The following is a 25,511-nucleotide window of genomic DNA, read 5'->3' on the forward strand; positions in this document are numbered from 1 at the left end:
CCACATTCTCAAATGATATCAATATGTTATGAGAAGGTGGTAGGCCTGGAGGGACTCGAACCCCCAACCAGACCGTTATGAGCGGTCGGCTCTAACCATTGAGCTACAGGCCCCCTGGGACGCGGCTGGGCTTCCGGAGGAAGGGCGGATTAGCATGGGCCGAACGCGGCTTAAAGCTCCCGTTCAGGTTCAAAGTTTCATCAGGGAACCTTAGAGGGTCGGCAAAGCTTTCCAGACCGACCCCAGGAGACCCAAGATGACGTCCTTGTCCGCCCGTATCGCCTCGGCCGCCCTGATCCCCGCCGCCCTCGGCGGTGTGCTGGCCCTCTCGGCCGCGCCCGCCATGGCCCAGGACGCGGCCTTCCGCGCCTCGACCTTCAACCTGTCGGCCTATGGCGAGAGCCGCGTGGCCCCCGACATGGCCACCATCACCCTGGGCGTGCAGAACGAGGAGATGACCGCCGCCGGCGCGCTGAAGGCCAATGGCGCGCGGATGAACCAGGTGATCGCCGCCCTGAAGAAGGCCGGCATCGCCGATCGCGACATCCAGACCTCGAACCTGAACGTCAATCCGCAGTATGCCTACGAGCAGAACCAGCCGCCCAAGTTCACCGGCTATCAGGTCAGCAACCAGGTGACCGTCATCGTGCGTGACCTCAACAAGCTGGGCCAGGCGGTCGACGCCACGGTCTCGGCCGGCGCCAATACCGTCGGCGGCGTCAGCTTTGGCCTGCAGAACCCGGACGCGGCCGAGAACGCCGCCCGCCTCGAGGCGGTCAAGGCCCTGCAGGCCAAGGCCGACCTCTACGCCAAGGCCACTGGCTACAAGATCGTGCGGATGGTCAGCCTGGGCGAAGGCGGCGGCTATGCGCCCGCCCCGCAACCGGCGCCCATGTTCGCCATGGCCAAGCGCGAGATGGCCGACTCCACCGCGATCGCCGGCGGCGAGCTGAAGGTGCGGATCGACGTCTCGGCGACCTATGAGGTCGCCCGCTAGGGACTGAACCGCCCTCGCCCGCCACGGCGGCGCGAGGGCGTTTTCTTTAGAAGCCCGACCGGGTGAAGGCGTGCTCGACGCGGTCCTGGACCTCGCGGCCCGGCAGGGCGCGTTCGCCTTCCATCACCGCGACGTATCGCAGTCCGCTTGGGGCCTTGCCCTCGCTGGCCGGAACTGGCCCCATGGCCCAGCCCACGGTGTTGGCGCCGCCGGCGTCGCTGGGGCAGCTGAGGAAGCGCGACGGCCCCTTCAGCGAAGTGTTGAGCACCGCCTCGGCCGTCACCGGCGCTCCGCCCTGGCAGCTGGGCAGGTTGCGGGCGCAGGTGATGTAGCCGCCGCCGCGCCAGACCACCTTGCCCGCCGCGTCCGAGATCAGCACGCAGGTCGAGGGCGAGCCGATCGCGCGACCGACCAGCTCGGTCAGCCGGGCCTCGTCGATGCCGTCCGGAAGCTTGGGCGCGCACCCGGCCAGAAGGCCGGCGATGACGGCGAGACCGGCCAGGCGGCGCACGCTCAGGCCGCCTTCTTGATCAGGTTGCCTTCGTCCAGCAACACCACGGTCGGCGCGTAGTTGCGGGCCTCTTCGGCCGGCATCTGGCAGTAGGTGACCACGATGACGAGGTCGTTCTTCTGCACCAGGCGGGCGGCGGCGCCGTTGACGCCGATCACCTTGGAGCCGCGCGGAGCCTCGATCGCATAGGTGGTGAACCGCGCGCCGTTGGTGACGTTGAGCACGTCGACCTGCTCGTTGGGCAGGATCCCCGAGGCGTCCAGCAGGTCGCGATCGATGGCGATCGACCCTTCATAGTCCAGATCGGCCTGGGTGACCGTGGCGCGGTGAAGCTTGGCTTTCAGCATGGTCAGCAGCATGGCGAGAACTCTATCCCCTTGACGATTATGAGTTTTATAGAGGCCGCCACACACATGGCCCACAAGCAGTCGGGCCATATAGACACAAGCCCGCGCCGGTTCAATCGCAGGGCGGGCGCCGAAAGGGTTAACAGCGCGCGCCATCCGCGCTAGGGTTGAAAGAACGGGGTTATGTGGTGGGGGCCATGCGTAACGGACGATTGTTGATCGCGGCGGCTGTGGTCGTCGCGACGGTGGGCGTCGGGGCGTCGATCGTCTCGAAAGTCACGGCGCAGACACGCGTGAACCCGACAACCGGCGCGCCGGTGAACGCGGCGGGGGCGCCCATCGTGACGCGCCCCCCTCTGACCAATGTTCCGCCCCGATCGACGCCGCCCAAGGGCCCGGTCGACTGGCAAGGCGCCGTGGGCGGCCTGCGGCGCAGCGGGGGGGCCTCGGACACCCTGGCGGGGAACCTCAACAAGGCCGAGGTCGACGCCACCAAGGTGCCGATCCTGCTGCCCAACGACGCCAAGCTGACCGCCGGGGCGCGGATCTACAGCTTCGGCGACTACTACACGATCACCGCCGACGCGCCGGGCGCCGGCATCTCGCTGAGCGGCACGACGGCGATCATCCCCCTGCCCGCCGCCAAGCCGCTCAAGGTGGATGCGGCCGGCCCCGAAGGCCTGACGGTGCAGCGCACGGTCGACGGCCAGCTGGCCAGCTTCGTCCGCTATGGCGTGCTCTACACGGTCGAGGTGCGCTGCGAGGCGGCCGGCGACCCGCGCTGCGCCGACGAGAACTATGTGCTGGGCCTGGTCAGCAAGACCACCACCGTGATGTTGGGCGCCGCCGCCCGCGCTGAAGCCGGACTGGGAGGCTAGCGATGAACGACCTGCGCAAGCCCCTGCCGCTGGCCCTGGCCATGCTGGCGACCCTGACCCTGACCGCCTGCGATCCCAAGACGCCCAAGCCCGCCGACGGTCCGCCCAAGCCACCCTCGGCCGAACCGGGGCCGCCCCAGGCCGACGATGCGCCCTCCGAAGGCGGCGCCGAGCAGGAAGCCTCAGAGCCCCTGCCGCCCAGCCCCGGCGATCCGGTGCAGCCGGATGCCCCGCCCGCGCCCTCGCCCGCCACCTTCGAGCACAATCCGGCCGGTCAACTGCCGTCGGGACAGGGTTCGGGCTATCTGGACCGCACGGTCTGGTCGCCGAGCATGTGCTGGCCTCTGGCCGAGGCCGGATTCGCCAACTCGCAAGTCTATGGAGCCGGCGGTGGCATGGCGCCCCCGGGCAAGACCAGCCAGTGCGACAGCATGAACTACACCCTGCCCTGGCGGGACAACTTCTGCGAGGCGCGCTCGCGCTCCAACCCGCTGTGCGGGTCGGGGACCGGCCACCAGGGCCAGGATATCCGCCCGGCCACCTGCAAGAAGAACGAGCACTGGGCGGTGGCCACCGAGGCCGGCACGATCACCGACATCGGGACCTATACCGTCACGCTCGTGGCCAAGACCGCGCCGCACTACACCTATCGCTACCTGCACATGCAGATGACGACCCTGGCCGTGAAGGAAGGCGACAAGGTCACGGCGGGGCAGAAGCTGGGCAAGGTATCCAACGACTTCGGCGGCACGCCCACCACCATCCACCTGCACTTCGAGATGCGGGCGGGCGTGGCCGGGGTGACGGGCGACGGCAAGGCGGTAGCGGTCCACACCTTCCTGCCGCCCTATCTGAGCCTGGCCGAAGCCTATCAGCGCAAGCTGAACGGCGAGACCTGCGGCTAGCGGGCGCTAGGCGACCGAAGCTTTCAGGAAGGCCGTCATCTCGCTCAGCAGCGGGGTTCTGGCCCGGAAGGGGCGCGACAGGGCCAGAACCGTGTCGGCGTGGTTCAGACCCGGATAGTAGCGCTCCTCGACCGTGACGCCCACGCCGCGCAGGGCGGCCGCCAGCTTGCGGGTGTTGCGTGGGCGCACGGTTGTGTCGGCGTCGCCCGTGGCCAGAAAGGCGGGCGGGGCGCTCGCGCTTGCAAAGCGCGTCGGCTGGGTGGCCTCCAGGTCCTTCGCCTCGCCAAAGGTGCGCTGGGTGATCGGCCCATCCAGCGGCAGGAAATCATAGGGTCCCGACAGGCCGGCCAATCCGCGAATGACCCGCGGCTCGACTCCCGCCGCCTTCAGATAGCGCGGGTCCAGCGCCAGCATGGCGGCGTTGTAGGCGCCGGCCGAATGGCCGATCAGGACGATGCGCCGAGGATCCCCGCCCAGCCCGGCGGCATTATCGGCCGTCCAGCGGACGGCCATCGCGCAGTCATCGAGGAAGTCCGGGAAGCGCACTTGAGGATAGAGCCTGTAGTCCGGCACGAGGGTCAGAAAGCCCTGGGCCGCCAGCGCCCTGCCCGCCCAGGCATAGTCGCCGCGCCGGCCGGAATCCCAGGATCCGCCATAGAAGAAGATCGCCACCGGCTCGGCGCCGGATGCGTTCGGTGGGGCGAAGACGTCAAGCCGCTGGCGCGCGCCCGGCCCGTAGGCCGCGCCCCGCGTCGGAGCCCTGGCGGCGTCCTTCGGCGTCAGGGTCGCGAACATCGAGAGCGGCGAACAGGCCGCCGCGAGGGAACTGGCAAGCGCCGTCACACCGATGCGTCGCGTCATTGAACCATCCGTCACGCTCGTCTCCGCCCTTGCCTGTGCGTCAAGATACGGGCCAGGGCGCGATTTGGACGAACGGTTTTCAGCGCGAGTCCACCAGCTTGCCGATGGCGTCGAGATAGAGGCTGAAGGCGGTGCGGCCACTGTCGGTCAGGCTGACCCGCGTCAGGGGTTTGCGACCGACGAAGCTCTTGTCGATGGCCACATAGCCGGCGTCCTCGAGCTTGCGCAGGTGAACCGACAGGTTGCCGTCGGTGACCGACAGCTTGGCCTTAAGCGCGTTGAAGTCGGACGTCTCGGCTCCCGACAGATAGGCCATGATCCCCAGGCGCACGCGCCCATGGATGACCTCGTCTATCTGATCGATCTCGAAATCGTCCATCACCCACCTCTCAGACGATATCGGAGGGCTCCTGGCGCATCAGCACCAAGCCCGGGACCATCACCAGCAGATAGAGGGCTGCGGCATAGGCCAGCCAGATCCAGGTGCTGCCCATCAGCCCCGCCATCATGACCGCGCCAACAAAGGAGGCGACCGCGACGAACTTCAGCCAGATCGCGCGGGACATCGCGGCGGCGACGGACCAGGCCCCGCCGTACAGCGCCAGGACGATCGACGGCGAGAAGTTGATCAGGTTGATGTCGCGGGTCTTCCAGCTGGCCACGCCCAGGGCGAAGAAGATGACAAAACAGCCCCAGCCCACGCCCATCCACGCATTGCGCATCGCGCGATTGCCGGACGATCCGGCCCCGGGCTTGGTGTTGATGCCACGCTTCAGCACGATGATCATGATCATGTGCAGCACCAGCGCGGCGATCCACACCATCATGAGCGCCACCGACGGCACGCGCAGCACCTTGGCCAGGATCGCCCACTGAAAGAGGCTGGCGGTTCCAAAAATAGCCCCGGCGCTGACGAGCATCGAGCCGCCCAGCAGAGGGGCTTGGCGCCCCTCCTCGGCCAGGGCGCGCATGAACGCGATATCGTCGCGTATGGCCTTCATTTCTTCGGTCACGGCGCAGGCCCTTGTCGATCCATCGATAAAGGACGGATACGCCACGCACTTTGAAATGTAAAGTTCTTCTCAGAGCTTGAAGCCGCCCGCGACGATCTTGGCGTAAACCGTCTTGGTGATCTTCACATAACCCTTCACGGGATCGCGGAAATATAGCGGGTCCCTGACCAGGGCCGGGTCAAAACCTTCTGTAACCAGGTCGATCTTGCGGTACTTGAAGGTGCCGGTGGTCTCGATCTCGCGCTGCAAGCGCACGAAGATCGGTCGGGCATAGGCGGGCAGTTCCCGGTCGATCTGCTCGCTCAGGGCCGCGATGTCGAACTCGGGACCGACGACCAGCGAGGCCATGCCCGCCTTGCCGTCCAGGTTGCCGATCTTGACCCCATAGACATTGACCTCGAGCACGCCCGGCGCCCCGGCCAGGCGTTCGGAGACCTCGCTGGTGGCGACGTTCTCGCCCTTCCAGCGGAAGGTGTCGCCGATGCGGTCGACGAAATAGATATAGCCGTCGCTGTCGGTGCGCATCAGGTCGCCGGTGCGGAACCAGGCGTCGCCCTTGGCGAAGACGTCGCGCAGCACCTTCTTCTCGGTGGCGGACTTGTCGGCATAGCCGGTGAAGTTGGACCGGGCGTCGCCCCCGATATGGCCGATACACTCCCCGACCTCGTCCGGCGCCACCTCGATGCAGCAACCGTCCGGCCCGCGCACCGGCATCTCGGCCTCGACGTCGAACTTGACGATACGGGTATTGAACTTGGCCTTCAGATAGCTCGGGATCCGCCCGATGGCGCCCCGCCGGCCGTCGAAGTTGAAGAACGAGACATTGCCCTCGGTGGCGCCGTAGAACTCGAGCACGCCGCCAACCTTGAAGCGGTCCAGCATGTCATCCCACACATCGGGGCGCAGGCCGTTGCCGAAGATCAGGCGGATCTTGTGGTTGGTCTCGTTGTCGCTGACGGGCTGATTGGCCAGATAGCGGCACAGTTCGCCGATATAGACGAACATGGTGCAGTTCTCGGCGCGGATATCGCTCCAGAAGTGCGTGGCCGAAAACTTCTTCTTCAGCACGATCGACCCGCCCGTCAGCAGGCCCGCGCCCATGGCGCAGAGGCCGCCGGTGGCGTGGTAGAGCGGCAGGGTCACATAGATGCGGTCGGTGTGGCGCGCGTCGGTCGACCCGGCAAAGCCGCGCATATAGAGTTGGGCGCGCATGTGATTGATGCGCGCGGCCTTGGGCAGGCCCGTCGTGCCGCTGGTGAAGATGTAGAGCGCGGTGTCCTTGGCGGTGATGCCGCCGCGGGCCGTCTCGCGATCGGGACGCAGCTGGCTGCAGCTCTTCAGGGCGTTGACCAGATCGCGCTGGTCGCCATGGACGGGCCCCAAAACCCATTGCTGAATGTGGCGTCCCAGGCCGTCCTTGACCTGCTCGAAACAGGGCGAGGTTTCGCTGTCGACGATACAGTGCAGGGCCTGAGAGATGTTCAAACAGTGCGCCAGAGCCGGCCCGGTCAGCTGGTTATTGATCAGCGCTGTGGCGACGCCCACCTTCGACAGGCCGTACCAGATCGCCAGATATTCGATGCGGTTGGGCATGAACAGGGCGACGGTCTGCCCGCGGGTGATGCCCAGCCCCTTGGCCCAGTGGGCGTAGCGGTTGGCGATCGCATCCATCTCCCCATAGGTGATGGTCTTGCCTTCGAAAGTGATGGCGGGGTTGGCCGACCAACGATCGACCGCCGCTTCCAGATCGTCGCAGATCAGGTTGGCGCTGTCAGGAGCGATCGACTTCACGCGCTTGAGCGTCCGGGTCAGCCCCTTGAGGAACCGCCACTCACGCCTCAACCTAGCCTGCAAACGCATAAGGACCCTCCATTCAAACAACCATTGGAGAGCGCCGCGCGGCGGGTCAAGACGCGGCCTGGGTCTTTTGGTCTAAGCCGTGACGCGGCTCGCGCCCTAGTGGTCAAAGACGCGGAAGCGCACTTCGCCGGCCCTGAAATCCATCGCCACCATCTGGAATTTTTGAAGGATGTCCGATCCGATCAGCATCGCCGGCTCGTCGTGCATACCCCAAAAATCAAAAGTGTGAATCGGACCGATCACCAGGGGAACCCTGCGCAGGATGATCTTCCCCAGGATCAGGCGGGAGAGAACGGCCAGGCGTCCGGGCAGAACCTGGCCCGTGACGCTGCGCAGTTGGGTCTCGACGGTCGGGCCCAGGACCGAGTCGTGGCGGAGCGCCTCCTCCAGCAGCGCCAGATTGCCGACCGTGGTGGTGGACCCGCTGTCGACAAAGGCGATGACCCGGCGACTGGGCAGGAAGGCGTCGATCAGGGTCAGGCCGCTGCGCTGCAACCGCGCCTTGACGGCGAAGGTCTGATCGTCGGGCACTGGCAACCCCTCGCCGACGGTCATCCGCCGCCGAGCGTAGTCCAGCAGCAGACTGCTCCGCCCCAGCCATTCCAGGCCCAGGATGCCGTCCGCGCCGAGCGTGCTGCGGGGCAGGACAGACAGGGTCATGGCCTTTCGGATGCGCCGACCGACGGCCAGTTGCTCGATCCTGACCGTGTCGACGGCCTGGGCGCCGGCGATGCCGTGCATCTCGCCGCGCGGGCCGCGCGTCAGCCCCAGTTGATCAGCGATTTCCGAAGCGATGACGGAGCTGTTGGCGCCGGTATCGACCATGAAGGCAAAGGGCCCCTGGCCGTTGACGCGAGCCTGAACAGTCAGACGCCCCGCCGTGTCGAGATATTTCAGCGGATCGGCGGGAGACGTGGCCGGGAGGGTCTGGGCGCTCAGCGCAAGGCCGGGCGCGGCGGCGGTCGCGGCGATCAACCCCATCAGCGCGCGGCGCCCGTCGAGCGTTTCACCCATCCCGATCCTCCCGAAACGGGAGGCTACACGCGGGCGTGAAACAGCGCCAGAGCACGCTGTTTCACGCCCGATGCAGGATTAGCCCGCGGCTAGGCGGCGCTGGTCGTCGCGGTCCGACTTCAGCTTCTCGGCCACCAGGAACGCCAGTTCCAGGGCCTGCTCGCCGTTCAGGCGCGGATCGCAGTGGGTGTGGTAGCGATCGGCCAGATCGGTTTCCGAGACGGCGCGGGCGCCGCCCAGGCATTCGGTGACGTTCTGACCGGTCATCTCCAGGTGCACGCCGCCCGGATATACGCCCTCGGCGTGGGCGATCTCCACGAACGACTTCACTTCCGACAGGATGCGGTCGAACGGCCGGGTCTTGTAGCCGGTCGACGCCTTCAGGGTGTTGCCGTGCATCGGGTCGGTGGCCCAGACCACCGAACGGCCGGCGGCCTTGGTCGCCTTCATCAGGCGCGGCAGGCGATCGGCGATCTTGTCGGAGCCAAAGCGGCCGTACAGGGTCAGGCGGCCCGGCTCGTTTTGCGGGTTGAGCACGTCGATCAGGCGCAGCAGGTCGTCGCCTTCCATGGTCGGACCGCACTTGAGGCCGATCGGGTTCTTGACGCCGCGCATGAACTCGATGTGCGCGCCATCCAGCTGACGCGTGCGCTCGCCGATCCACAACAGGTGGGCGCTGGTGTCGTACCAATCGCCCGAGGTGCTGTCGACGCGGGTCATGGCTTCCTCGAAGCCCAGCAGCAGGGCCTCGTGGCTGGTGAAGAATTCCACCTGATGCATGCCAGGATGGCTTTGCGGGGTCACGCCGATGGCGGCCATGAAGGCCAGGCTTTCGCTGATCTTGTCGCTGAGCTCGCGGTATCGCGCGCCCTGCGGGCTGTCGCCGACGAAGCCCAGGGTCCAGCGGTGGATGTTGTGCAGGTCGGCATAGCCGCCGTTGGCGAAGGCCCGCAGCAGGTTCAGGGTCGCCGCCGACTGGCCATAGGCCTTCAGCAGGCGCTCCGGATCGGGCGCGCGCTCCTCGGCCGTGAAGTCCATGCCGTTGATGTTGTCGCCCCGATAGGACGGCAGGGTGACGCCATCGATCGTCTCGATCGGCTCCGAGCGCGGCTTGGCGAACTGGCCCGCGATCCGGCCCACCTTCACCACCGGCTTGCCGCCGGCGAAGGTCAGCACCACCGCCATCTGCAGGATGAGACGGAAGGTGTCGCGGATGTTGTCGGCGTGGAATTCCTTGAAGCTCTCGGCGCAGTCGCCGCCCTGCAGCAGGAACGCTCGGCCCTCGGCCACATCGCCCAGCAGGCTCTTCAGACGGCGCGCCTCGCCCGCAAACACCAGCGGCGGCATCTGGCGAAGCGTCTGCTCGACCCGCTCCACAGCGCCCGCGTCCGGATAGTCGGACGGGATGTGCTTGGCGGGTTTTGCTCTCCAGGTGGCGGGGGTCCAACGCGAGGTCATGACAGGCTCTACAGCTTCAAAGGGAGCGGCTTTTAGCGTAACCGCGAGGAAAAGGCAAAATTCATGCGGCCGATAGCCGCTTTTTAACGCGAGCGGGAAAATTCTCCCTGACGAGAGGGGGTCGGCGACTTCAGGCCCAGCGCGAAACCACACCCAATCACCGCCAAGGCGCCCAGCGCGAGCCACCACTCCTGCCAGACGCCGAAGCTGACGCCGCCGATCACCACATAGGTGATCAGGGCTCCCGCCGCCATGGCCCCATCCCGGCGGGACGCGCCGGTGACCGCCACGATCCGATAGGCGACCCAGCTGAAGAAGACCCCGCCGATCGCCGCGCCCACCGCGCCCAGCTCCAGCCACAGCTGCATGGCGGCGTTGTGGGTGTGCAGCGGGATCGCGGGGCCAAAGGTCCGGCTTGCATCAATGCCCCAGCCGCGAATGGCGTGCTGCTGTACCTGGTTGGCCGTGAACGCCCATATATCCAGGCGCATGTCCCAAGAGCGCGGCACGTGCCGATGCAGCCAGGCGACAAAGCCGGAATGAACGCCCCATAGCAGCAACACCGGCCCCAGCACGAAAGGCGCGGCGACCGCCGCCACCAGGACCCGCGCCGCGGGTTTGCCCAGATATCGAACGCTCAGCCAGGCGAACGCCCCCAGCGTCAGCGCCGTCCAGCTCGCGTCGGCGCTGGTCGAGAACGCCGCGATGACGGTCGCGGCCAGCAGGACAAAGACCGCCGGCGTCCAGCCCCGGCTGCTCATGATCCGCGCCGCGGGCCAGAACAGCAAGGCCAGGGCATAGGTCGGCATCGAGACCTTGACGATCGCCAGGTCCGGACGCTCCGGGTCGTGGATCAGGACGCGCAGCCACCGGTAAAACGCCGCCGCGCTGATCCCGTCCAGGGCCACCAGCAGGGCCAGGGCCAGGACACACACGACCATCACCGTGCCGGCGCGGGCCTTGGAGCGCTCGGAAAGCTGCCCCAGCGCCGCGACCGCCGAGCCGTAGAAGGCCAGTTGGAACAACAGCTTCAGGGCGGTGACGCCCTCCAGATCCTCATATTTCTTCAGATCAGCGACATGCGGCGCCGCGGGGCTCCAGACCAGACTGATCAGAGCCCACATCACCAGGACGAACAGCGCCATCATCGGCGGCGAGCCCGGACGCGAGCGGGCCAGGGCCGGCAGACACAGCAATCCGGCCAGCGTCAACAACGGGGCAAACCCGTTGGGAGCGAGATAGGCCACGAACGGCGTCAGCACGATGGTGAACACCGCGACGCCGCCCAGCCATGTCGTGGACCGTTCCGGGCCGGCGGAAGACCTCATCCAGCCCCGCCCACCTCGGCCGGAACATACTTCTCGCGCATGGTGACCAGTTCTTCGGCCAGCGTCGGGTGAACGGCGCAGGTCGAGTCCCACTGGGCCTTGGTAACGCCCATCTTCACGGCGATGGCGGCCATCTGGATGATCTCGGGCGAGTCCGGACCCACCACGTGAACGCCGACCACCTTCTGGTCGTCCTGCTTGACCACCAGCTTGATCAGGCAGCGGTCCTGACCGCCATAGAAGGTCACCTTCATGGGCCGGAAGATCGAGCGATAGATGTCGACCTTGCCGAACGCGTGGCGCGCCTCGGCCTCGCTCAGGCCCACCACGCCAACGGGGGGCTGTGAGAACACCGCCGAAGCGACCAGATCGTGATCAAAGGCGGTCGGATTGTTGTAGAATTCGGTCTGGGCGAAGGCCGCGCCTTCGCGGATGGCGACAGGGGTCAGGTTGATCCGATCGGTGACGTCGCCGACAGCCCAGATGCTCTCGACACTGGTGCGCGACTGCCCGTTCACGGCGATCGCGCCACGTTCGTTCAGCTCCACACCGACGGTGTCCAGGCCCAGGCCTTCGACATAGGGTTCGCGGCCGGTGGCGAACATCACCACGTCGGTCTCGAAGGTCAGATCATTGCTGAGCGTGCTCACAAGGCCCGCCTCGGTCTGCTCGATGCTCTGGTGCGAGCAGCCCAGCACCACCTTGATCCCGCGCTTTTCCAGTTCGTCGGCCAGGTGCGAGCGAACATCGTCGTCAAAGCCGCGCAGGATGTTGGCCCCGCGATAGAGCAGCGTGGTTTCGACGCCCAGGCCGTTGAAGATGCCCGCGAATTCGACCGCGATATAACCGCCGCCGACCACCAGAACCCGCTTGGGCAAGGTCGGCAGGTGGAAGGCCTCGTCGGAGGTGATGCCCAGGTCGGCGCCGGGGAAGTCCGGCTTTACGGGGCGACCGCCCGTGGCGATCAGGATCTTGCGGGCGGTGTAGCGACCGGCGTCCTTGCCCTCGACCTCGACGGTGTGGGTGTCGAGCAGCCTGGCCTTGCCATGCAACAGGTGCGCGCCGGCCTTCTGCAGGTTGGTGACATAGATCCCCGACAGGCGGGCGATCTCGACGTCCTTGTCGTGCAGGAAGCTCTTCCAGTCGAAGCTGGCCTCGCCGACGGTCCAGCCATAGCCCTTGGCGGTCTTCAGCTGGCTCGACACCTCGCTGGCATAGACCATGAACTTCTTGGGCACGCAGCCGCGGATGACGCAGGTCCCGCCGACGCGGTACTCCTCGGCCACGGCGACCTTGGCCCCCGACAGAGCCGCAAGACGCGCCGCGCGCACACCGCCGGAGCCGGCGCCGATGACGAAGAGATCGAAGTCGTAGTCAGCCATCGAAGGCTCCAGCAGGCTTGAGGACAGGTCGGCGCTCTATCTAGGTATTCAGGGGGCCAGCCGCACCACGCCATCGTCCGTGCCCAGCAGCGCCTCGTCGGCGAGGTCCAGGAACAGGCCATGGTCGACAACGCCCGTCACGGCCTTCAGGGCCGAGGCCAGGGCGGCCGGCTCGTCGATCTTGCCTGAGGCCATGTCGTAGATCAGGTTGCCGCCGTCGGTAACCACTACGCCCCGGTCGGCCATGCGCAGGCGCGGGGGCGGCAGCTCGAACTCGGCCGCGATGTCGGCCAAACGCTGGCCGGTGTGAATGTGCCCAAAACGCACGACCTCGATCGGCAAAGGAAACTTGCCCAGCACCTTCACGTGCTTGGCCGCGTCGGCGATGACCACGCAGCGCTTGGACGCTTCCCAGACCAGCTTCTCGCGCAGCAGGGCCGCGCCACCGCCCTTGATCAGGGAGAGGCCCGGACCGATCTCGTCGGCGCCGTCGACGGTCAGGTCGACCGCCTTGACGTCGTCCAGCGCCGTCAGGGCGATGCCCAGTTCACGGGCCAGATTGGCGGTGGCGTCGGAGGTCGGCACGCCGCGAATGTCCAGCTTGCGGGCCGCCAGGGCCTTCACGAACCAGGCGGCCGTTGAGCCCGTGCCCAGGCCCACCACCATGCCGCTCTCGACCAGCTCGGCGGCCGCTTCGCCCGACAGGCGCTTTTGATCGTCGGCGCTCATTTCTTGTCCTTTTTCGCAGCCTTGGCCTTCTTCGCCAGCTTCACGGCCCGGAAGGCGTCGGCCCATTCGCTCTTGTTCTTCTGCTCGCCCCGGGCGATCGCCAGAGCGCCCTCGGGAACATCCTTGGTGATCACCGAGCCCGAACCGGTCATGGCGCGGTCGCCGATGCGCACCGGCGCGACCAGGGCGCTGTTGGAGCCGATGAAAGCGCCCGCGCCCACATGCGTCTCGAACTTGTCGAAGCCGTCGTAGTTACAGAAGATCGTGCCGGCCCCGATATTGGCCTTCTCGCCCACGGTGCCGTCGCCCAGATAGCTCAGATGATTGGCCTTGGCGCCGGCCCCGACCTTGACCTTCTTGACCTCGACGAAGTTGCCGATGTGCGCCTCCGCGCCGATCTCGGCCCCGGGCCGCAGACGGGCATAGGGACCGATCAGGGCCCCCTCGCCCACGCTGGCGCCTTCCAGGTGGCTGAAGGCCTTGATCACCGCGCCCGTCGCGACGCTGACGCCGGGCCCAAACACCACGAACGGCTCGACCGTGACGCCGGGGGCGATCTGGGTGTCCCAGGCCAGGTGCACGGTGTCGGGCGCGGGGATGGTCACGCCCTCGACCATCAGGGCGTTGCGACGGCGCTTCTGCCAGACCGCCTCGGCCGCGGCCAGCTCGGCCTGGGAGTTGACGCCCTGCACCGAAGCCTCCGCCGCGAAGGTCGCGCGGGTCGACAGCCCCTGCCCGTGGGCGATGCCGACGACGTCGGTCAGGTAGTATTCGCCATTGGCGTTGTCGTTGCCGACCTTGGCCAGGATGTCGAACAGGGTGGCGCGGTCGGCGGCCAGGACGCCGGAATTGCAGTGCTTGACCTGTTTGACCCCGTCGTCGGCGTCCTTGGCCTCGACGATGCGCAGCAACACATGACCGGGGGCCAGGATCAGGCGGCCATAGGCGCCCGGATCGGCGGCCTCGAAGCCCAGAACGGCCACGTCGGCGCCGGCGGCGCGCAGGTCGAACAGCGGCGCGATCACCGGGGCGGTCAGTAGCGGGCAGTCGGCAAAGGTCACCACGACGTCGCCGTCGAAATCGGCCAGGGCCTCGCGCGCCGCCAGCACGGCGTGGCCGGTGCCCCGTGGCGGGTCCTGGATGACGACCGAAGCCTCGCCCAGACGTGCGCGGGCATGGACGCCCACGCCGGGGCTGTGGGCGCCGACCACGACGATGATCCGGGCGCAACCCAGGGCCTCGGCCGCGTCAATCGCGTGGTCCAGCAGGGTCCGGCTCGCGATCTTGTGCAGCACCTTGGGCGTCGGCGATTTCATTCGCGTACCCTGTCCGGCGGCGAGGATCACGGCGGCCCTGGGGCGGCTTGAAGCGGCGGTGCTCATGGTCCTGGCGACTCCCTGCGGGCTGACCAGCGTTGCATTAGCCGGCCGTTTAGCCGAAAGGCCAGATCAATGCATGACCTTCAAGCCCTGAACGGCGCCACGATCGCCTTCGATCTCGACGGAACCCTCGTCGACACCGCGCCGGACCTTGTCGGGGCGCTGAACATGATTCTCGCCGAAGAGGGCTTCCCCGCCCTCCCCTTCGACGAGGTTCGCCTGATGGTCGGACGCGGCGCCCGCGCCCTGCTGGAGCGCGGCTTCGCCGCCGCGGGCCAGCCGTTGGACGCCCTGACGGCGCCGAAACTGGTCGAGCGCTTCATCGCCGTCTATCTCGATCGCATCGCTCAGGAGAGCGCGCCCTTTCCTGGTGTGGTCGAGACGCTCGCCCACCTGCGCACCGCCGGCGCCCGGCTGGTAGTCTGCACCAACAAGCTGACCAACCTGTCGGTCGCCCTGCTCGACGCGCTTGACCTGCTGAGCGCCTTTGACGCCGTGATCGGCGCGGATCGCTCGCCGGCCGCCAAGCCCGACCCGGTTCACGTGCTGACCGCGATCCAGGCCGTGGGCGGCGATCCGCGGCGCGCGGTGATGGTCGGCGACAGCATCAACGACGCCCTGGTGGCCGTGCGCGCCAAGGTCCCTGCCCTGCTGGTCAGCTTCGGCTACACCGAGGACCCCGTCGAGACCCTGGGCGGCGATCTGGTCATCCACAGCTTTTTGGATGTGCCAAAGGCCTGTATCGACCTCTTGACCTCTTGCCCCCGGCCAAACACCGGGCTATAGGCCCGTCCCTCTCGCGGATCGGTCTTTCGACCCGGCGAGAAAGGTTCTTCGGAACCGCCCGAAACGGTTAGGTCGCGTAGCTCAGCGGGAGAGCGCCTGCTTCACACGCAGGATGTCACAGGTTCAATCCCTGTCGCGACCACCATTCCCCCATCGCCTTTAAACGCGTTCGCGAAATCCCGGGCGGCATCACGCTTCCCTCGGCGCAGTAACTTCGTTTAAAAGACTTAGGTAATCCTAGCGACCCTGATCCGGGCGGAGAGTTTCCATGTCTGTCTACATCTATGACGCCGTGAGAACGCCACGCGGCAAGGGACGGGCCGGCGGATCGCTCGCCGAGGTGACTCCCGCCCAGCTGGTCGCGCAACTGGTGCGCGCCCTCGAGCGTCGCAACGGCCCGGACGCCATCTCCGCGATCGAGCACCTTACCCTAGGCTGCGTCACCCAGGTGGGCGTTCAGGGCGGACACGTGGCTCTGGCCGCGCGGATCCAGGCCGGCCTGCCCGACGACCTGCCGTGCCTGACGATCAACAATTTCTGCGTCTCGGGGCTCAGCGCCATCGCCGACGCCGCCCGTCGGGTGGCGTCCGGCCAAGTCGATCTGGCCCTGGCCGGCGGGGCCGAGAGCATGTCTCAGGTCACCTTCCTGGCCGACACGGCCGACTACTATACGGACATGACGCTGGCCTCCTCGATGGGCTGGGCGCCGGTGGGCGTGGCGGCGGACCTGCTGGCCACGCGGGAAGGCATCGACCGACCGGCGATGGACGCGGCGGTGCTGCGGTCTCACCAGCGGGCCGCCCTGGCCTGGCGCGAGGGACGCTACGCCGGCCGGGTCATTCCTGTCACGAAAGCCGATGGCGACGTGGTTCTGGCCCACGACGAGAACATCCGCGACTTTGGCGACGGCGCCGCGCTGACGCGGCTGCCGCCCGTGTTCGCCGAACCGGGAGCCCAGGGATTCGATGAGATCCTGCAAACGCACCGGCCAGCCGTCGGCAAGATCGAGCACCTGCATTCGGTCGCCCACTGCCCGCCGATCGCCGACGGGGCTTCGCTGGTGCTTGTGGGCAGCAAGGCGGCCGGGGAACGCCTGGGCCTGACACCCCTGGCCCGGATCCGTTCGGTCGCGGAAAGCGCCGATGACCGTGTCATGCAGCTGACGGCGGGCTTCAAGGCCATGACCCGCGCCCTGGACCGGGCGGGGCTGGCCCTCGATCAGGTCGGCGCCGTGGAATTCATGGAAGCCTTCGCGGTCGTCCCGGTGCTGTTCGAGCGCGACTTCGGTCCGGACATGTCCAAGGTCAATCCCAATGGCGGCCACCTGGCCATGGGTCATCCGATGGGCGCGACGGGCGCCGTGCTGACCACAACCCTGCTGGACGACCTGACGCAACTCGACGCCGACATTGGTCTTGTCGTGGCGACCGGAGGCGTCGGCGTCGGTGCGGCGATGGTGATCGAACGGGTGTCCTGACGGCTACTTCGCCGTCACACCCATTTCCTTGAGCAGGGAGGCGCGGTCATAATATTCGCGCCACTCCTGAACCTTGCCGTCGCGGATATCCAGCACGCCGACGACCGGCGTCGATCCCGCGTGACCATTGTAGACGAAGCGGTCGACGCGCTCGATGAACACCAGACCGTCGATGACGCCCATGTGGGCGACGTCGAGCGTCACGCCATCGGGCGCGCCCTTGCCCAGGGCGGCGATGCGATCATAGATCGCGGCGCGCCCCACCACCGGCTCGATCATCATCGATCGCAGGGAACCGTTTTCAGCGAACAGGTCGGCGACCTTGCGCCAATCGGCGACCTTCCAGGCCGTGATCATCTCGCGCGCCACCGCCAGCCTGCTGGCGTCTGTATCCGCAGCCCGGGCCGGCGCCGCCGCCGTCATGGCCAGCGTCAGGACCATGGCCGCCAAACCGAAAATCCGCTTCATCGTTTCCTCCTGGTCCTCTGCCGGGACCGCCGCGACCTGACCCGCGCAACAATTCATGTCGCGACCTCAACCAGTCACTTGCACAACAAGACCATGCTGCTAGGCTGAATTCAAGGGCGGTCCTCTTGGCGGCCGCGATCAGACTTGGAGAGCCCGCATGAAGATGGAGCGCCTGCCGCCTGTGAAGACCTCGCTGCGGCCCAGCAACCACCCCTATCTGACCGGCGCATGGACTCCTCAGCACGCTGAGGTCGACGCCACGGACCTGGACGTCATCGAGGGCAAGATTCCCGATGACATCGATGGCCTCTATGTCCGCAACTCCGAGAACCCGGTGCAGCAGCCGCTCGGACGCTACCACCCGTTCGACGGGGACGGCATGCTGCACATGATCAGCTTCAAGGACGGCAAGGCCAACTATCGCAACCGTTTCGTCCGCACGCGCGGCTTCGAAGCCGAGCAGGAAGCCGGCCAGGCGCTGTGGGGCGGGTTGATGGATGGTCCTGGCGTGTCGCTGCGTCCCGGGTTCGGCGCCCATGGCGGCATGAAGGATGCTTCCTCCACCGACGTGGTGGTTCACGGCGGCAAGATCGTCTCGACCTTCTACCAGTGCGGCGAGGCCTATTGGCTGGATCCCGAAACCCTGGAACAGGGCGGCGTGGCCAGCTGGGGACCGCTGGACGGCGTCTCGGCCCACACCAAGGTCGACGAGGCGACCGGCGAACTGCTGTTCTTCAACTACTCGAAGTACGCGCCCTACATGCACTATGGCGTCGTCGATCGGCACGGAAAGCTGACCAACTACGTGCCCGTGCCCCTGCCCGGCCCACGCCTGCCGCACGACATGGCCTTCACCGCCAACTACTCGATCCTCAACGACCTGCCGGTGTTCTGGGACGCGGAACTGCTGAAGCGCAACATCCACGCGGTGCGCGAACACGAAGGCATCCCGTCACGCTTCGCGGTCATTCCGCGCCATGGCGAGACCAAGGACATCAAGTGGTTCGAGGCCGACCCGACCTATATCCTGCACTTCCTCAACGCCTATGAGGACGGCGACGAAATCGTCATGGACGGGTACTTCCAGGAAGAGCCCACGCCCCGCCCGCTGGCCGACGCGCCGGACGGCCACGGCCACATGATGGGCTTCCTGGACGAGCACTCGTTCAAGCCCAAGCTGCACCGCTGGCGCTTCAACCTGAAGACCGGCGAGACGCAGGAAAAGCACCTGGACGATCGCATCCTGGAATTCGGGATGTTCAACCAGCGCTACGCCGGCAAGCCCTATCGTTACGCCTACAGCACCACCACCAAGCCCGGCTGGTTCCTGTTCAACGGCTACGTCAAGCACGACCTGCAGACCGGCGAGTCATGGGAACTGAAGCTGTCCGAGGGCCGCTACGCCAGCGAGTCGCCCTTCGTGCCGCGCATCAACGCCAAGGACGAAGACGACGGCTATCTGGTCAGCTTCATCATCGACGAGAACACCCAGACATCCGAGTGCATCCTGGTCGATTGCAAGCGCTTCTCCGATGGACCGGTGGTGCGCATCGCCCTGCCGCACAAGATTTCCAGCGGCACCCACAGCGTCTGGGCCGATCGCGAATTCATCCGCAACGGCTTCATCGCCGCCTGACCATCGAACCTCAAAAAGAAGAACATTCGGGATGGAAATCAAGGATAGCGTCGCCCTGGTCACGGGCGGCAACCGAGGAATCGGCGAAGCCTTCGTGCGCGCCTTCCTCGGGGCGGGCGCGGCCAAGGTGTATGTGGCCAGTCGCGATGTGGCGAACGCGCAGCACCTGGTCGACGAGGGCGCGGGCCGCGTCGTCGCCATCGCGCTGGACGTCAGCAAACCCGAACAGATCGAGGCCGCCGCCGCCCAGTGCCAGGACGTCAGCATCCTGGTCAACAACGCCGGCCTCTTCTCGATGCAGACCCTGATGGGCGCGCCGGACCTGTCGAACGCTCGCGCCGAGATGGAGGTCAACTATTTCGGACCGCTGGCCATGTGTCGGGCCTTCGCGCCGATCCTGGCCCGGCACAAGCAGAGCGCCATCGCCAACGTACTGTCGGCCGGCGGCATCGTCGCCGTGCCGGGCATGGGCGGCTATAGCCCCTCCAAATTCGCCGGCCGCGCCATGAGCACCTGCGTCCGCGCCGAACTGGCGCCGCAGAACACCAGCGTCACGGCCCTGATCGTCGGATCGGTCGACACCCGCATGGCTAGCCATGTCGAGGGCTTCAAGGAGACTCCCGCCACGATCGCCGAGGCGGCCCTCAAGGCCATCCGCCGCGGGGCCGACGAAGTCGATACCGATTTCATGGCCGTGGACGTTCGCGCCAACCTGGCCCGCGACCCCAAGGGCCTTGAACTGCAGATGCGCCGCTCGCTGTCGGGCGAGCGCGTCACCACCGGCCGATAACCGAGAACCCCGATGACCCCTCAATATTATCTCGACTTCGCCGAACGCTTCGTGGGCGCGATCCAGAGCGGCGACACCGACACGGTGCGCGCCTGCTACGCGCCCGACGCCAAGCTCTGGCACAATACCGACGGCATCGAGCAGACCGTCGACCAGAACATGAAGGTCCTGGACTGGTTCATCAAAACCCTGCCCGACCGCAACTATCGGGTTACCCGGCGCGAGGCCCTGCCAGACGGCTTCATGCAACAGCACGTGCTGGAAGCCACCCTGCCCGACGGCAGCCCGTGGGGCATGGACGCCTGCGTGGTCGTGAAGGTCGAGAACGGTGTCATCACCCGCCTGGACGAATACCTGGACTCCGCCCAGGCCGGAAAGCTGCGCGCCTTCGGGCGCTAAAGACCAGTCCGGGACGCCGTTTCGGACGGCGTCCGGATTGATTTCGCCTAGCGGGTCTTGCCGTCGAAATCCTCGGCCAGACCCATGGCCTTCAGCAGGTGGGCCCGATCGTAATATTCCCGCCAGACCTTGATCAGCGGGCCTTCGAATTCCAGTACGCCGACGACCGGCGCGGAGCCCGCCTTGCCGCGGATCACGAACTCGTCGGTGCGTTCCATGTAAAGGATCCCGTCGATCACCCCCATGTGGTGGATGTTCAACGTGATCGACTCCAGCCCATCGCCCAGGCCCGCGACCCGCTTGTAGACCGCCTCGCGCCCAACGATGGGCTCAACCATCATCGAATGCAGCACGCCGTCGGCCGCGAACATGTCCGCGACCTTGCGCCAGTCCATCACGCGCCAGGCCTCGGCCATCTCACGGCCCGCCGCGATCATCTGCTCGGTCGATAGTGTCGCCGACATGATCTCATTCCTCCCAGGGGCCGCCCCGGCCACACGCCGCGGTCCAACCCCGAAAATTAACTTGCATAACAATACCTATTGCTGACAACTCTTTTCTCGAGACGCGAGGCCACGCCGCGCTCTCAGGACGCGACGCCCCGTTCAGGGGTGACACGCCAAAGGCCTAAACCAGTGACTTGCTTGACGAGATGATAAAAACAAACCTATCCTTCTAAAGCGTAGACAAGCCAAAAATAGCGTGGGGGAAAGTCGTAACCAGGAAAGTCCGCAGCCGGCGGGCTCGCACCTCAGTGCCGCGCGAGCCGATTTCGCCACTGTTATGCAAGTTGCCGTTGATCACTTGATCACGACGCCTTCGGACTGAATCCCCGGGTACGCCGCACCCCCGATCACAGGATTTCCGCCTCGCGCGGAAAAACAACAAGGACCCTGGCGACCCACGTCGCTGCAAGGGTCCGGGGGAGAGAAACACGTGAAACTGCAACACACCACATCCGCCATCGCCCTGCTCGCCGGGATGTCGATGGCCGTGCCGGCGCTGGCGGCGCCGACCCCGACGCCCGCTCCGCAAGAGCAGAGCACCAGCCTGGAAGTGCTGATCGTGACCGCGCAAAAGCGCGAAGAGAACGTTCAGACGACGCCGATCTCGATCTCGGCGGTCTCGGGGACCAATCTGGCCAAGGATCGCGTTCTGACGCTGGAAGACCTCGGCCACAACATGACCGGCATCTCGTTCACGGCCAACTCGCCGCAGTCGAACGAAATCAACATCCGGGGCGTGGTCAACACCCGCCTCAGCTCCCCCACCTCCGACCAGTCGGTGTCGACCTTCGTGGATGACGTCTATGTCAGCCGCTCGGGCAATCTGAACTCGTCGTTCTACGACGTCTCGCGGATCGAGGTCGTTCGGGGTCCGCAGGGCGTCCTGCTGGGCAAGAACGTCGCCGGCGGCGCGGTCAACATCATCAGCAATGCGCCGAACTTTGATCGGTCGGGCAAGTTCACCGTCAGCCTGGGCAACTATGACCTGCGCCAGACCCAGGGCTATTTCACCGGTGCGCTGACCAACACCCTGGCCGGCCGCTTCTCGTTCCAGACCATCCATCGCGGCGGCTACGCGCACGACATCCTGCACAATGTCGATGTCGAGAACCTCGACTCCGTCCAGATGCGCGCCCAGGTCGCCTACAGGCCGGAAAACTCCGACCTGCGCGCCAGCCTGAATGTCGACTACGCCAAGGACAGCAATGACGGCGTCAACCGGGTGGGCCTGAAGAGCACCACCCTGCCGGCCAGCTTCACGCCGTGGTCCTCGACCCGCAGCCTGATCGAAGCCAAGCTCGGGCGTAAACTGTCAATCCGCGAAAGCCTGCCGATCTGGCCGCAGTTCAAGGGCGACGCCGCGCCGTCGCCGCAGCGCGCCGAACACAAGACCTATGACATCATTGGCAAGGTCGAGAAGGACGTGACGCCGACCATCCGGTTCTCGAGCATCACCGGCTATCGCAACAACCAGTCCTACACCCTCTACGACCAGACCGGCCTTGGCCCGGCAAACGGCTACAATGTCGCCGGCGCCCTGCTGTTCGCCGAGCCCGTCAACTTCATCGAGGGCGTCCGTCAGTTCTCGGAAGAAGTGCGACTGACCTCCACCGACTCCGACAGCCGCCTGGATTGGATCGTCGGCGCCTATTACCAGAAGAGCAAGGTCCACCAATATAATCGCTTCTGGGGTGAATCGACCGTGCTGCCGACTCTGTCGGGCGAGTCGCACTGGGACGATTACGGCCGCAACGAAGACAAGGCCATCTTCGCCCAGCTTGGCTACAAGATCACCGATACGCTGAAGTTCGAAGTCGGCGCGCGCTACACCAAGGACCAGAAGGGCGGCACGCAGCGCGGCATCATCGTCGCCACCGGCGACCGGCTGAACCCGAACGACACCGCGCCGCTGACGCCGCTGACCACCAACTTCTTCACGCCCTACAACGAGAGCTGGACCAAGCTGACGCCGCAAGCCACGCTGCGTTGGACGCCCAATGACACCAACATGGTCTATGCGACCGCGTCCGTCGGGTTCAAGGGCGGCGGCTTCCAGGGCAACGCCTCCAACGCCTTCGCGGCGGCCACGCCCTACAATCCGGAGTCGGTGAAGAACTACGAAGCCGGCTTCAAGACCGAGCTGTTCGACCGCACGGTGCGGTCCAACACCGCCGTGTTCTACATGAAATACACCGACCTCCAGGTCCAGCAGACCCTGGCCTCGTGCCTCTGCAACGTGATCAGCAACGCGCCGGGCGCCACCATCAAGGGCGTGGAAAGCGATCTGCAATGGGCTCCCAACCACTGGTTCCACGGCTGGGCCAGCGGCAGCTATGTCGATGCCACCTATGACGAGTTCGTCTTCGCCGGCGTCAACAATTCCGGCCACCTGATGCAGCGCACACCCAAGTATCAGGGCGCGATCGGGGCCGAAGTGACCACCAGCGTCGGCTCTTGGGACGACGCCCTGTCGGCCCGCCTCAGCTATCGCTGGCAGGGCAAGATGCCCTGGGCCCCGGAAAACACGACCTGGGAAAAGGCCTACGGGACGCTTGACGGTCGGATCACCCTGACCTCACCCGACAAGTCCTGGACGGTCTCGGCCTTCGGCAAGAACCTCACCGACGAAGTCTATCGGACCAACATCATCGCCTTCTTCCAGGAAGAGATGTCGTCGTTCGGCGCTCCCCGCACCTTCGGCTTCGAAGTCTCCGCCGCGTTCTAAACCTCGTACTGGCCGGGCGGTTCGCCGTCCGGCCATCTTTTGTTTGAGTAAGGGAGCAGGCCTTTGGGGCGTTGCTACGCAATCTTGCGCCAGGTCATCTCGGCCTGGCAGGCCAAGGACATCGACGGCGTTCTGGCCCACATGCACGACGACATCGTCTGGCACTACGCCGCCGCCGCCCACCCGCCCGTTCGCGGCAAGGCCGCCGCCCATAAGCTTCTCGAACGCTTCCAGGCCGATATGCACGGCATCGAATGGCGCATCTTCGCCCACGCGGAGTCGGGCGACCGGTTGTTCATCGAAGGCGTCGACGACTACACCACCGCCAATGGCCATCGCGTCGCGGCGCCCTATGCCGGTGTTCTGGAATTTGACGGCGACCTGATCATCGGCTGGCGCGACTACGTCGATATGGGCGTCATCGCCGAGCAGAAGGCGGGCCAGCCCCTCTCCACCCAGGTCAAGGGCCTCCTCGATCGCGCGGTCGCCTCGTGAGCCCGCCCCTTGATCGCCGCACTCTGCTGATCGCCGCCGCCGGTGCGCTGGCCGCCTCCCCCGCCCTATCCCAGGAAAAGCCGATGCCGCCCCTCTACGCCGTCCAGATGGCCATTATCGAAGCCTGGCATCACCAGGACGTCGAGGGCGTGCTCGTCCACCTCACCGACGACATCGTCTGGCACAATTCCAGCGGCCTCAACCCGGCGATCCGCGGCAAGTCCGCCATGCGCACGACCCTGCAGGCCATGGCCAAGGTCATCAAGACCAACAAGTGGCGGATCTTCGACCATGCCGAGAACGCCGATCGCCTGTTCATCGAGGGCGTTGACGAGTTCTGGCTGACCACCGGCGAACACGTCGCCATCCCCTATGCCGGCGTGCTGCAGTTCCGGGGCGCCCTGGTCAGCGAGTGGCGCGAATATTTCGACGGTCGGCTCAGCGCCGCCATGAAGGCCGGCCAGCCGATCACGGCCGAGCAGCAGGCCCTGATCTCCCGCCCCGTCGCCCAATAGCCAAAAACGAAAGCCCCGGCCCGTCAGGCCGGGGTGACGTTGAACACCGTGGCGACCTCACCGCACTGGTCGCAGGTCAGCTTGGGCTCCAGAACGTGGCCACAGGTGCGGTGATAGGTGATCAGCGGCGGCCCCTGCTCGGTGGCCAACCAGCGGTCGCCCCAGTGATTGAGCTCGGCGATCAGCGGATAGAGATCGCGCCCCTCGTCGGTCAGTCGATATTCCCAACGTTCAGGTCGCTCCTGATAGAGCACCTTGCGCAGCACCCCCAGCTCCACAAGCCGTGACAGCCGATCCGACAGGATGTTGGGCGCGACGCCCAAGGCGTTCTGGATGTCGTTGAAGCGGCGACGTCCCAGGAAGGCCGAGGCGATCACGTGGCTGGTCCAGCGGTCGCCCAGCACCTGGAAGGCGCGATCCAGCATCGGATTGCCATGGTTGAGGCTGTCGACCGGCACGATCGAGCGGCGCTGCGCCCTCGGCGGCGGCGAAGGCTCGACCCCGACACCCGGTCCATCGCGCACATAGACATCGCGCGGGCTGACCAGCTCACCGCAGTGCCCGCAGCGGAACTCGGGCGTGAAGACCTTGCCGCAGCTGTGCTTGAGGTGGTGAGCGGGATTGGCGGGGTCGTAGAACCAGCGCTTCTCCCACCGGATGATCGTCAGGGCGACGTTGTAGAGGTCGAGGCCCATCTCGGTGAGGTGATATTCCTCGCGGGCCGGACGCTCCTGATAGCGCACCTTCTCGAAGATGCCCGCCTTGGTCAGGCGTCGCAGCCGATCGATCAGCAGGCTGCGCGCCAGACCGATCCGTCCCTGGAACTCCTCGAACCGATGCACGCGCTGGAAGGCCAGATACAGGATCATCAGCGTCCAGCGATCGCCCAGGATATTGAGCGCGCGCGTGGAGGAATTGGCCTGGACGAGCTGGGTGACCGGTTCCGGACCAGGGGCGTCGATTGGGCGGGTTTCGGCCATGTCACCTCAAGCATCGAAAGCGGCCGGGACCCTTCGGGCGCCCACCTGTCTTGTCAAGGCCCGGAGGCGCCG

General features: G+C 66.3%; 26 protein-coding genes and 2 tRNA genes. 12 read left to right on the forward strand and 16 right to left on the reverse strand.

Annotated elements, in window-relative coordinates; all coding sequences use genetic code 11:
* Nucleotides 1-37: 37 nt before the first annotated feature.
* Nucleotides 38-113: transfer RNA gene (locus tag ACQY9P_RS00070), tRNA-Ile, on the reverse strand.
* Nucleotides 114-256: 143 nt separating this feature from the next.
* Between ACQY9P_RS00070 and ACQY9P_RS00075 the strand changes: the two genes are divergently transcribed.
* Nucleotides 257-997: an SIMPL domain-containing protein gene (locus ACQY9P_RS00075; RefSeq protein WP_421737287.1), complete on the forward strand. Its 741-nt coding sequence runs from the start codon at nucleotides 257-259 to the stop codon at nucleotides 995-997.
* Between the two features lie 46 nt (nucleotides 998-1,043).
* On the opposite strand, the gene ACQY9P_RS00080 is transcribed toward ACQY9P_RS00075, so the two are convergent.
* Nucleotides 1,044-1,508 (reverse strand): hypothetical protein, encoded by a 465-nt coding sequence (locus tag ACQY9P_RS00080; RefSeq protein WP_421737286.1) that lies wholly within the window; start codon nucleotides 1,506-1,508, stop codon nucleotides 1,044-1,046.
* A gap of 2 nt (nucleotides 1,509-1,510) precedes the next feature.
* Nucleotides 1,511-1,867: an aspartate 1-decarboxylase gene (gene panD / locus ACQY9P_RS00085; protein WP_421737285.1), complete on the reverse strand. Its 357-nt coding sequence runs from the start codon at nucleotides 1,865-1,867 to the stop codon at nucleotides 1,511-1,513.
* A gap of 185 nt (nucleotides 1,868-2,052) precedes the next feature.
* On the opposite strand from panD, the gene ACQY9P_RS00090 reads away from it, so the two are divergent.
* Both ACQY9P_RS00090 and ACQY9P_RS00095 read left to right on the forward strand, forming a co-directional pair.
* Nucleotides 2,053-2,733 (forward strand): hypothetical protein, encoded by a 681-nt coding sequence (locus tag ACQY9P_RS00090; RefSeq protein ID WP_421737284.1) that lies wholly within the window; start codon nucleotides 2,053-2,055, stop codon nucleotides 2,731-2,733.
* Between the two features lie 2 nt (nucleotides 2,734-2,735).
* Nucleotides 2,736-3,638, forward strand: coding sequence for a peptidoglycan DD-metalloendopeptidase family protein (locus ACQY9P_RS00095; RefSeq protein ID WP_421737283.1), 903 nt, complete (start codon nucleotides 2,736-2,738; stop codon nucleotides 3,636-3,638).
* Between the two features lie 6 nt (nucleotides 3,639-3,644).
* Here the strand turns inward: ACQY9P_RS00095 and ACQY9P_RS00100 are convergent, their stop codons facing one another.
* From ACQY9P_RS00100 to glmU, 10 genes are all read right to left on the reverse strand, one after another.
* Nucleotides 3,645-4,499 carry an alpha/beta hydrolase gene (locus tag ACQY9P_RS00100; RefSeq protein ID WP_421737282.1) on the reverse strand — a complete coding sequence of 285 codons (855 nt, stop codon included), beginning with the start codon at nucleotides 4,497-4,499 and terminating at the stop codon, nucleotides 3,645-3,647.
* 79 nt (nucleotides 4,500-4,578) lie between these two features.
* Nucleotides 4,579-4,878: a winged helix-turn-helix domain-containing protein gene (locus ACQY9P_RS00105; protein ID WP_421737281.1), complete on the reverse strand. Its 300-nt coding sequence runs from the start codon at nucleotides 4,876-4,878 to the stop codon at nucleotides 4,579-4,581.
* Nucleotides 4,879-4,888: 10 nt separating this feature from the next.
* Nucleotides 4,889-5,512 carry a hypothetical protein gene (locus tag ACQY9P_RS00110; RefSeq protein ID WP_421737280.1) on the reverse strand — a complete coding sequence of 208 codons (624 nt, stop codon included), beginning with the start codon at nucleotides 5,510-5,512 and terminating at the stop codon, nucleotides 4,889-4,891.
* Nucleotides 5,513-5,581: 69 nt separating this feature from the next.
* Entirely contained in the window at nucleotides 5,582-7,372 is a 1,791-nt protein-coding gene (locus tag ACQY9P_RS00115; protein ID WP_421737279.1) for a long-chain-acyl-CoA synthetase, read from the reverse strand.
* 96 nt (nucleotides 7,373-7,468) lie between these two features.
* Nucleotides 7,469-8,386 (reverse strand): aspartyl protease family protein, encoded by a 918-nt coding sequence (locus ACQY9P_RS00120; RefSeq protein WP_421737278.1) that lies wholly within the window; start codon nucleotides 8,384-8,386, stop codon nucleotides 7,469-7,471.
* A 78-nt stretch (nucleotides 8,387-8,464) separates the two neighbouring features.
* The gene (locus ACQY9P_RS00125; protein WP_421737277.1) at nucleotides 8,465-9,844 is read right to left on the reverse strand and encodes a class II 3-deoxy-7-phosphoheptulonate synthase; all 1,380 of its coding nucleotides are present in this window, start codon (nucleotides 9,842-9,844) and stop codon (nucleotides 8,465-8,467) included.
* Nucleotides 9,845-9,927: 83 nt separating this feature from the next.
* Complete coding sequence (locus ACQY9P_RS00130) at nucleotides 9,928-11,172, reverse strand: O-antigen ligase family protein (protein WP_421737276.1); 1,245 nt, start codon at nucleotides 11,170-11,172, stop codon at nucleotides 9,928-9,930.
* Nucleotides 11,169-12,554, reverse strand: a complete 1,386-nt coding sequence (gene gor, locus ACQY9P_RS00135) for a glutathione-disulfide reductase (RefSeq protein ID WP_421737275.1) — start codon at nucleotides 12,552-12,554, stop codon at nucleotides 11,169-11,171. Before gor ends, ACQY9P_RS00130 begins: the two co-directional genes overlap by 4 nt.
* A 48-nt stretch (nucleotides 12,555-12,602) precedes the next feature.
* Complete coding sequence (gene rpiA, locus ACQY9P_RS00140; protein WP_421737274.1) at nucleotides 12,603-13,283, reverse strand: ribose-5-phosphate isomerase RpiA; 681 nt, start codon at nucleotides 13,281-13,283, stop codon at nucleotides 12,603-12,605.
* Nucleotides 13,280-14,665, reverse strand: coding sequence for a bifunctional UDP-N-acetylglucosamine diphosphorylase/glucosamine-1-phosphate N-acetyltransferase GlmU (gene glmU / locus ACQY9P_RS00145; RefSeq protein ID WP_421737273.1), 1,386 nt, complete (start codon nucleotides 14,663-14,665; stop codon nucleotides 13,280-13,282). The genes rpiA and glmU overlap by 4 nt, the downstream gene beginning before the upstream one ends.
* A gap of 69 nt (nucleotides 14,666-14,734) precedes the next feature.
* Here glmU and ACQY9P_RS00150 point away from each other — a divergent pair, with 69 nt between their 5' ends.
* The 3 genes from ACQY9P_RS00150 (at nucleotide 14,735) to ACQY9P_RS00160 (ending at nucleotide 16,925) form a co-directional block, all read left to right on the forward strand.
* Nucleotides 14,735-15,448: an HAD-IA family hydrolase gene (locus ACQY9P_RS00150; protein WP_421737272.1), complete on the forward strand. Its 714-nt coding sequence runs from the start codon at nucleotides 14,735-14,737 to the stop codon at nucleotides 15,446-15,448.
* A gap of 70 nt (nucleotides 15,449-15,518) precedes the next feature.
* A tRNA-Val gene (locus ACQY9P_RS00155) sits at nucleotides 15,519-15,593 on the forward strand.
* Nucleotides 15,594-15,716: 123 nt separating this feature from the next.
* Nucleotides 15,717-16,925, forward strand: coding sequence for an acetyl-CoA C-acyltransferase (locus tag ACQY9P_RS00160; RefSeq protein ID WP_421737271.1), 1,209 nt, complete (start codon nucleotides 15,717-15,719; stop codon nucleotides 16,923-16,925).
* Nucleotides 16,926-16,928: 3 nt separating this feature from the next.
* On the opposite strand, the gene ACQY9P_RS00165 is transcribed toward ACQY9P_RS00160, so the two are convergent.
* Nucleotides 16,929-17,393, reverse strand: coding sequence for a nuclear transport factor 2 family protein (locus ACQY9P_RS00165; protein WP_421737270.1), 465 nt, complete (start codon nucleotides 17,391-17,393; stop codon nucleotides 16,929-16,931).
* A gap of 157 nt (nucleotides 17,394-17,550) precedes the next feature.
* On the opposite strand from ACQY9P_RS00165, the gene ACQY9P_RS00170 reads away from it, so the two are divergent.
* From ACQY9P_RS00170 to ACQY9P_RS00180, 3 genes are read left to right on the forward strand one after another with little or no spacing between them, the layout of a single operon-like run.
* Nucleotides 17,551-19,029: a carotenoid oxygenase family protein gene (locus ACQY9P_RS00170; protein ID WP_421737269.1), complete on the forward strand. Its 1,479-nt coding sequence runs from the start codon at nucleotides 17,551-17,553 to the stop codon at nucleotides 19,027-19,029.
* A 31-nt stretch (nucleotides 19,030-19,060) separates the two neighbouring features.
* A complete protein-coding gene (locus ACQY9P_RS00175; protein ID WP_421737268.1) occupies nucleotides 19,061-19,819 on the forward strand; it encodes an SDR family oxidoreductase in 759 nt (252 codons plus the stop codon).
* 12 nt (nucleotides 19,820-19,831) lie between these two features.
* A complete protein-coding gene (locus ACQY9P_RS00180) occupies nucleotides 19,832-20,218 on the forward strand; it encodes a nuclear transport factor 2 family protein (RefSeq protein ID WP_421737267.1) in 387 nt (128 codons plus the stop codon).
* A gap of 47 nt (nucleotides 20,219-20,265) precedes the next feature.
* On the opposite strand, the gene ACQY9P_RS00185 is transcribed toward ACQY9P_RS00180, so the two are convergent.
* Nucleotides 20,266-20,682: a nuclear transport factor 2 family protein gene (locus ACQY9P_RS00185; RefSeq protein ID WP_421737266.1), complete on the reverse strand. Its 417-nt coding sequence runs from the start codon at nucleotides 20,680-20,682 to the stop codon at nucleotides 20,266-20,268.
* Between the two features lie 472 nt (nucleotides 20,683-21,154).
* Here ACQY9P_RS00185 and ACQY9P_RS00190 point away from each other — a divergent pair, with 472 nt between their 5' ends.
* From ACQY9P_RS00190 to ACQY9P_RS00200, 3 genes are all read left to right on the forward strand, one after another.
* A complete protein-coding gene (locus ACQY9P_RS00190; protein ID WP_421737265.1) occupies nucleotides 21,155-23,449 on the forward strand; it encodes a TonB-dependent receptor in 2,295 nt (764 codons plus the stop codon).
* Between the two features lie 84 nt (nucleotides 23,450-23,533).
* Nucleotides 23,534-23,944 carry a nuclear transport factor 2 family protein gene (locus tag ACQY9P_RS00195; RefSeq protein ID WP_421737264.1) on the forward strand — a complete coding sequence of 137 codons (411 nt, stop codon included), beginning with the start codon at nucleotides 23,534-23,536 and terminating at the stop codon, nucleotides 23,942-23,944.
* Nucleotides 23,941-24,459 (forward strand): nuclear transport factor 2 family protein, encoded by a 519-nt coding sequence (locus tag ACQY9P_RS00200; protein ID WP_421737263.1) that lies wholly within the window; start codon nucleotides 23,941-23,943, stop codon nucleotides 24,457-24,459. The genes ACQY9P_RS00195 and ACQY9P_RS00200 overlap by 4 nt, the downstream gene beginning before the upstream one ends.
* 23 nt (nucleotides 24,460-24,482) lie before the next feature.
* Here the strand turns inward: ACQY9P_RS00200 and ACQY9P_RS00205 are convergent, their stop codons facing one another.
* Nucleotides 24,483-25,439, reverse strand: coding sequence for a winged helix-turn-helix transcriptional regulator (locus ACQY9P_RS00205; protein WP_421737262.1), 957 nt, complete (start codon nucleotides 25,437-25,439; stop codon nucleotides 24,483-24,485).
* Nucleotides 25,440-25,511: the final 72 nt, after the last annotated feature.

It is taken from the genome of Caulobacter sp. (assembly GCF_965279145.1).
In the GTDB taxonomy this organism is placed as follows: domain Bacteria; phylum Pseudomonadota; class Alphaproteobacteria; order Caulobacterales; family Caulobacteraceae; genus Caulobacter.

What these genes read in the sequence shown, in the direction of transcription:
- ACQY9P_RS00125 (WP_421737277.1), bottom strand. Translation starts at nt 9,844, where the DNA reads ATGACCTCGCGTTGGACCCCCGCCACCTGGAGAGCAAAACCCGCCAAG.
- ACQY9P_RS00115 (WP_421737279.1), bottom strand. Translation starts at nt 7,372, where the DNA reads ATGCGTTTGCAGGCTAGGTTGAGGCGTGAGTGGCGGTTCCTCAAGGGG.
- ACQY9P_RS00090 (WP_421737284.1), top strand. Translation starts at nt 2,053, where the DNA reads ATGCGTAACGGACGATTGTTGATCGCGGCGGCTGTGGTCGTCGCGACG.
- glmU (WP_421737273.1), bottom strand. Translation starts at nt 14,665, where the DNA reads ATGAGCACCGCCGCTTCAAGCCGCCCCAGGGCCGCCGTGATCCTCGCC.
- ACQY9P_RS00075 (WP_421737287.1), top strand. Translation starts at nt 257, where the DNA reads ATGACGTCCTTGTCCGCCCGTATCGCCTCGGCCGCCCTGATCCCCGCC.
- ACQY9P_RS00150 (WP_421737272.1), top strand. Translation starts at nt 14,735, where the DNA reads ATGCATGACCTTCAAGCCCTGAACGGCGCCACGATCGCCTTCGATCTC.
- rpiA (WP_421737274.1), bottom strand. Translation starts at nt 13,283, where the DNA reads ATGAGCGCCGACGATCAAAAGCGCCTGTCGGGCGAAGCGGCCGCCGAG.
- ACQY9P_RS00105 (WP_421737281.1), bottom strand. Translation starts at nt 4,878, where the DNA reads ATGGACGATTTCGAGATCGATCAGATAGACGAGGTCATCCATGGGCGC.
- ACQY9P_RS00165 (WP_421737270.1), bottom strand. Translation starts at nt 17,393, where the DNA reads ATGAAGCGGATTTTCGGTTTGGCGGCCATGGTCCTGACGCTGGCCATG.
- ACQY9P_RS00120 (WP_421737278.1), bottom strand. Translation starts at nt 8,386, where the DNA reads ATGGGTGAAACGCTCGACGGGCGCCGCGCGCTGATGGGGTTGATCGCC.
- ACQY9P_RS00095 (WP_421737283.1), top strand. Translation starts at nt 2,736, where the DNA reads ATGAACGACCTGCGCAAGCCCCTGCCGCTGGCCCTGGCCATGCTGGCG.
- gor (WP_421737275.1), bottom strand. Translation starts at nt 12,554, where the DNA reads ATGGCTGACTACGACTTCGATCTCTTCGTCATCGGCGCCGGCTCCGGC.
- ACQY9P_RS00100 (WP_421737282.1), bottom strand. Translation starts at nt 4,499, where the DNA reads ATGACGCGACGCATCGGTGTGACGGCGCTTGCCAGTTCCCTCGCGGCG.
- ACQY9P_RS00205 (WP_421737262.1), bottom strand. Translation starts at nt 25,439, where the DNA reads ATGGCCGAAACCCGCCCAATCGACGCCCCTGGTCCGGAACCGGTCACC.
- ACQY9P_RS00180 (WP_421737267.1), top strand. Translation starts at nt 19,832, where the DNA reads ATGACCCCTCAATATTATCTCGACTTCGCCGAACGCTTCGTGGGCGCG.
- ACQY9P_RS00175 (WP_421737268.1), top strand. Translation starts at nt 19,061, where the DNA reads ATGGAAATCAAGGATAGCGTCGCCCTGGTCACGGGCGGCAACCGAGGA.
- panD (WP_421737285.1), bottom strand. Translation starts at nt 1,867, where the DNA reads ATGCTGCTGACCATGCTGAAAGCCAAGCTTCACCGCGCCACGGTCACC.
- ACQY9P_RS00185 (WP_421737266.1), bottom strand. Translation starts at nt 20,682, where the DNA reads ATGTCGGCGACACTATCGACCGAGCAGATGATCGCGGCGGGCCGTGAG.
- ACQY9P_RS00160 (WP_421737271.1), top strand. Translation starts at nt 15,717, where the DNA reads ATGTCTGTCTACATCTATGACGCCGTGAGAACGCCACGCGGCAAGGGA.
- ACQY9P_RS00170 (WP_421737269.1), top strand. Translation starts at nt 17,551, where the DNA reads ATGAAGATGGAGCGCCTGCCGCCTGTGAAGACCTCGCTGCGGCCCAGC.
- ACQY9P_RS00130 (WP_421737276.1), bottom strand. Translation starts at nt 11,172, where the DNA reads ATGAGGTCTTCCGCCGGCCCGGAACGGTCCACGACATGGCTGGGCGGC.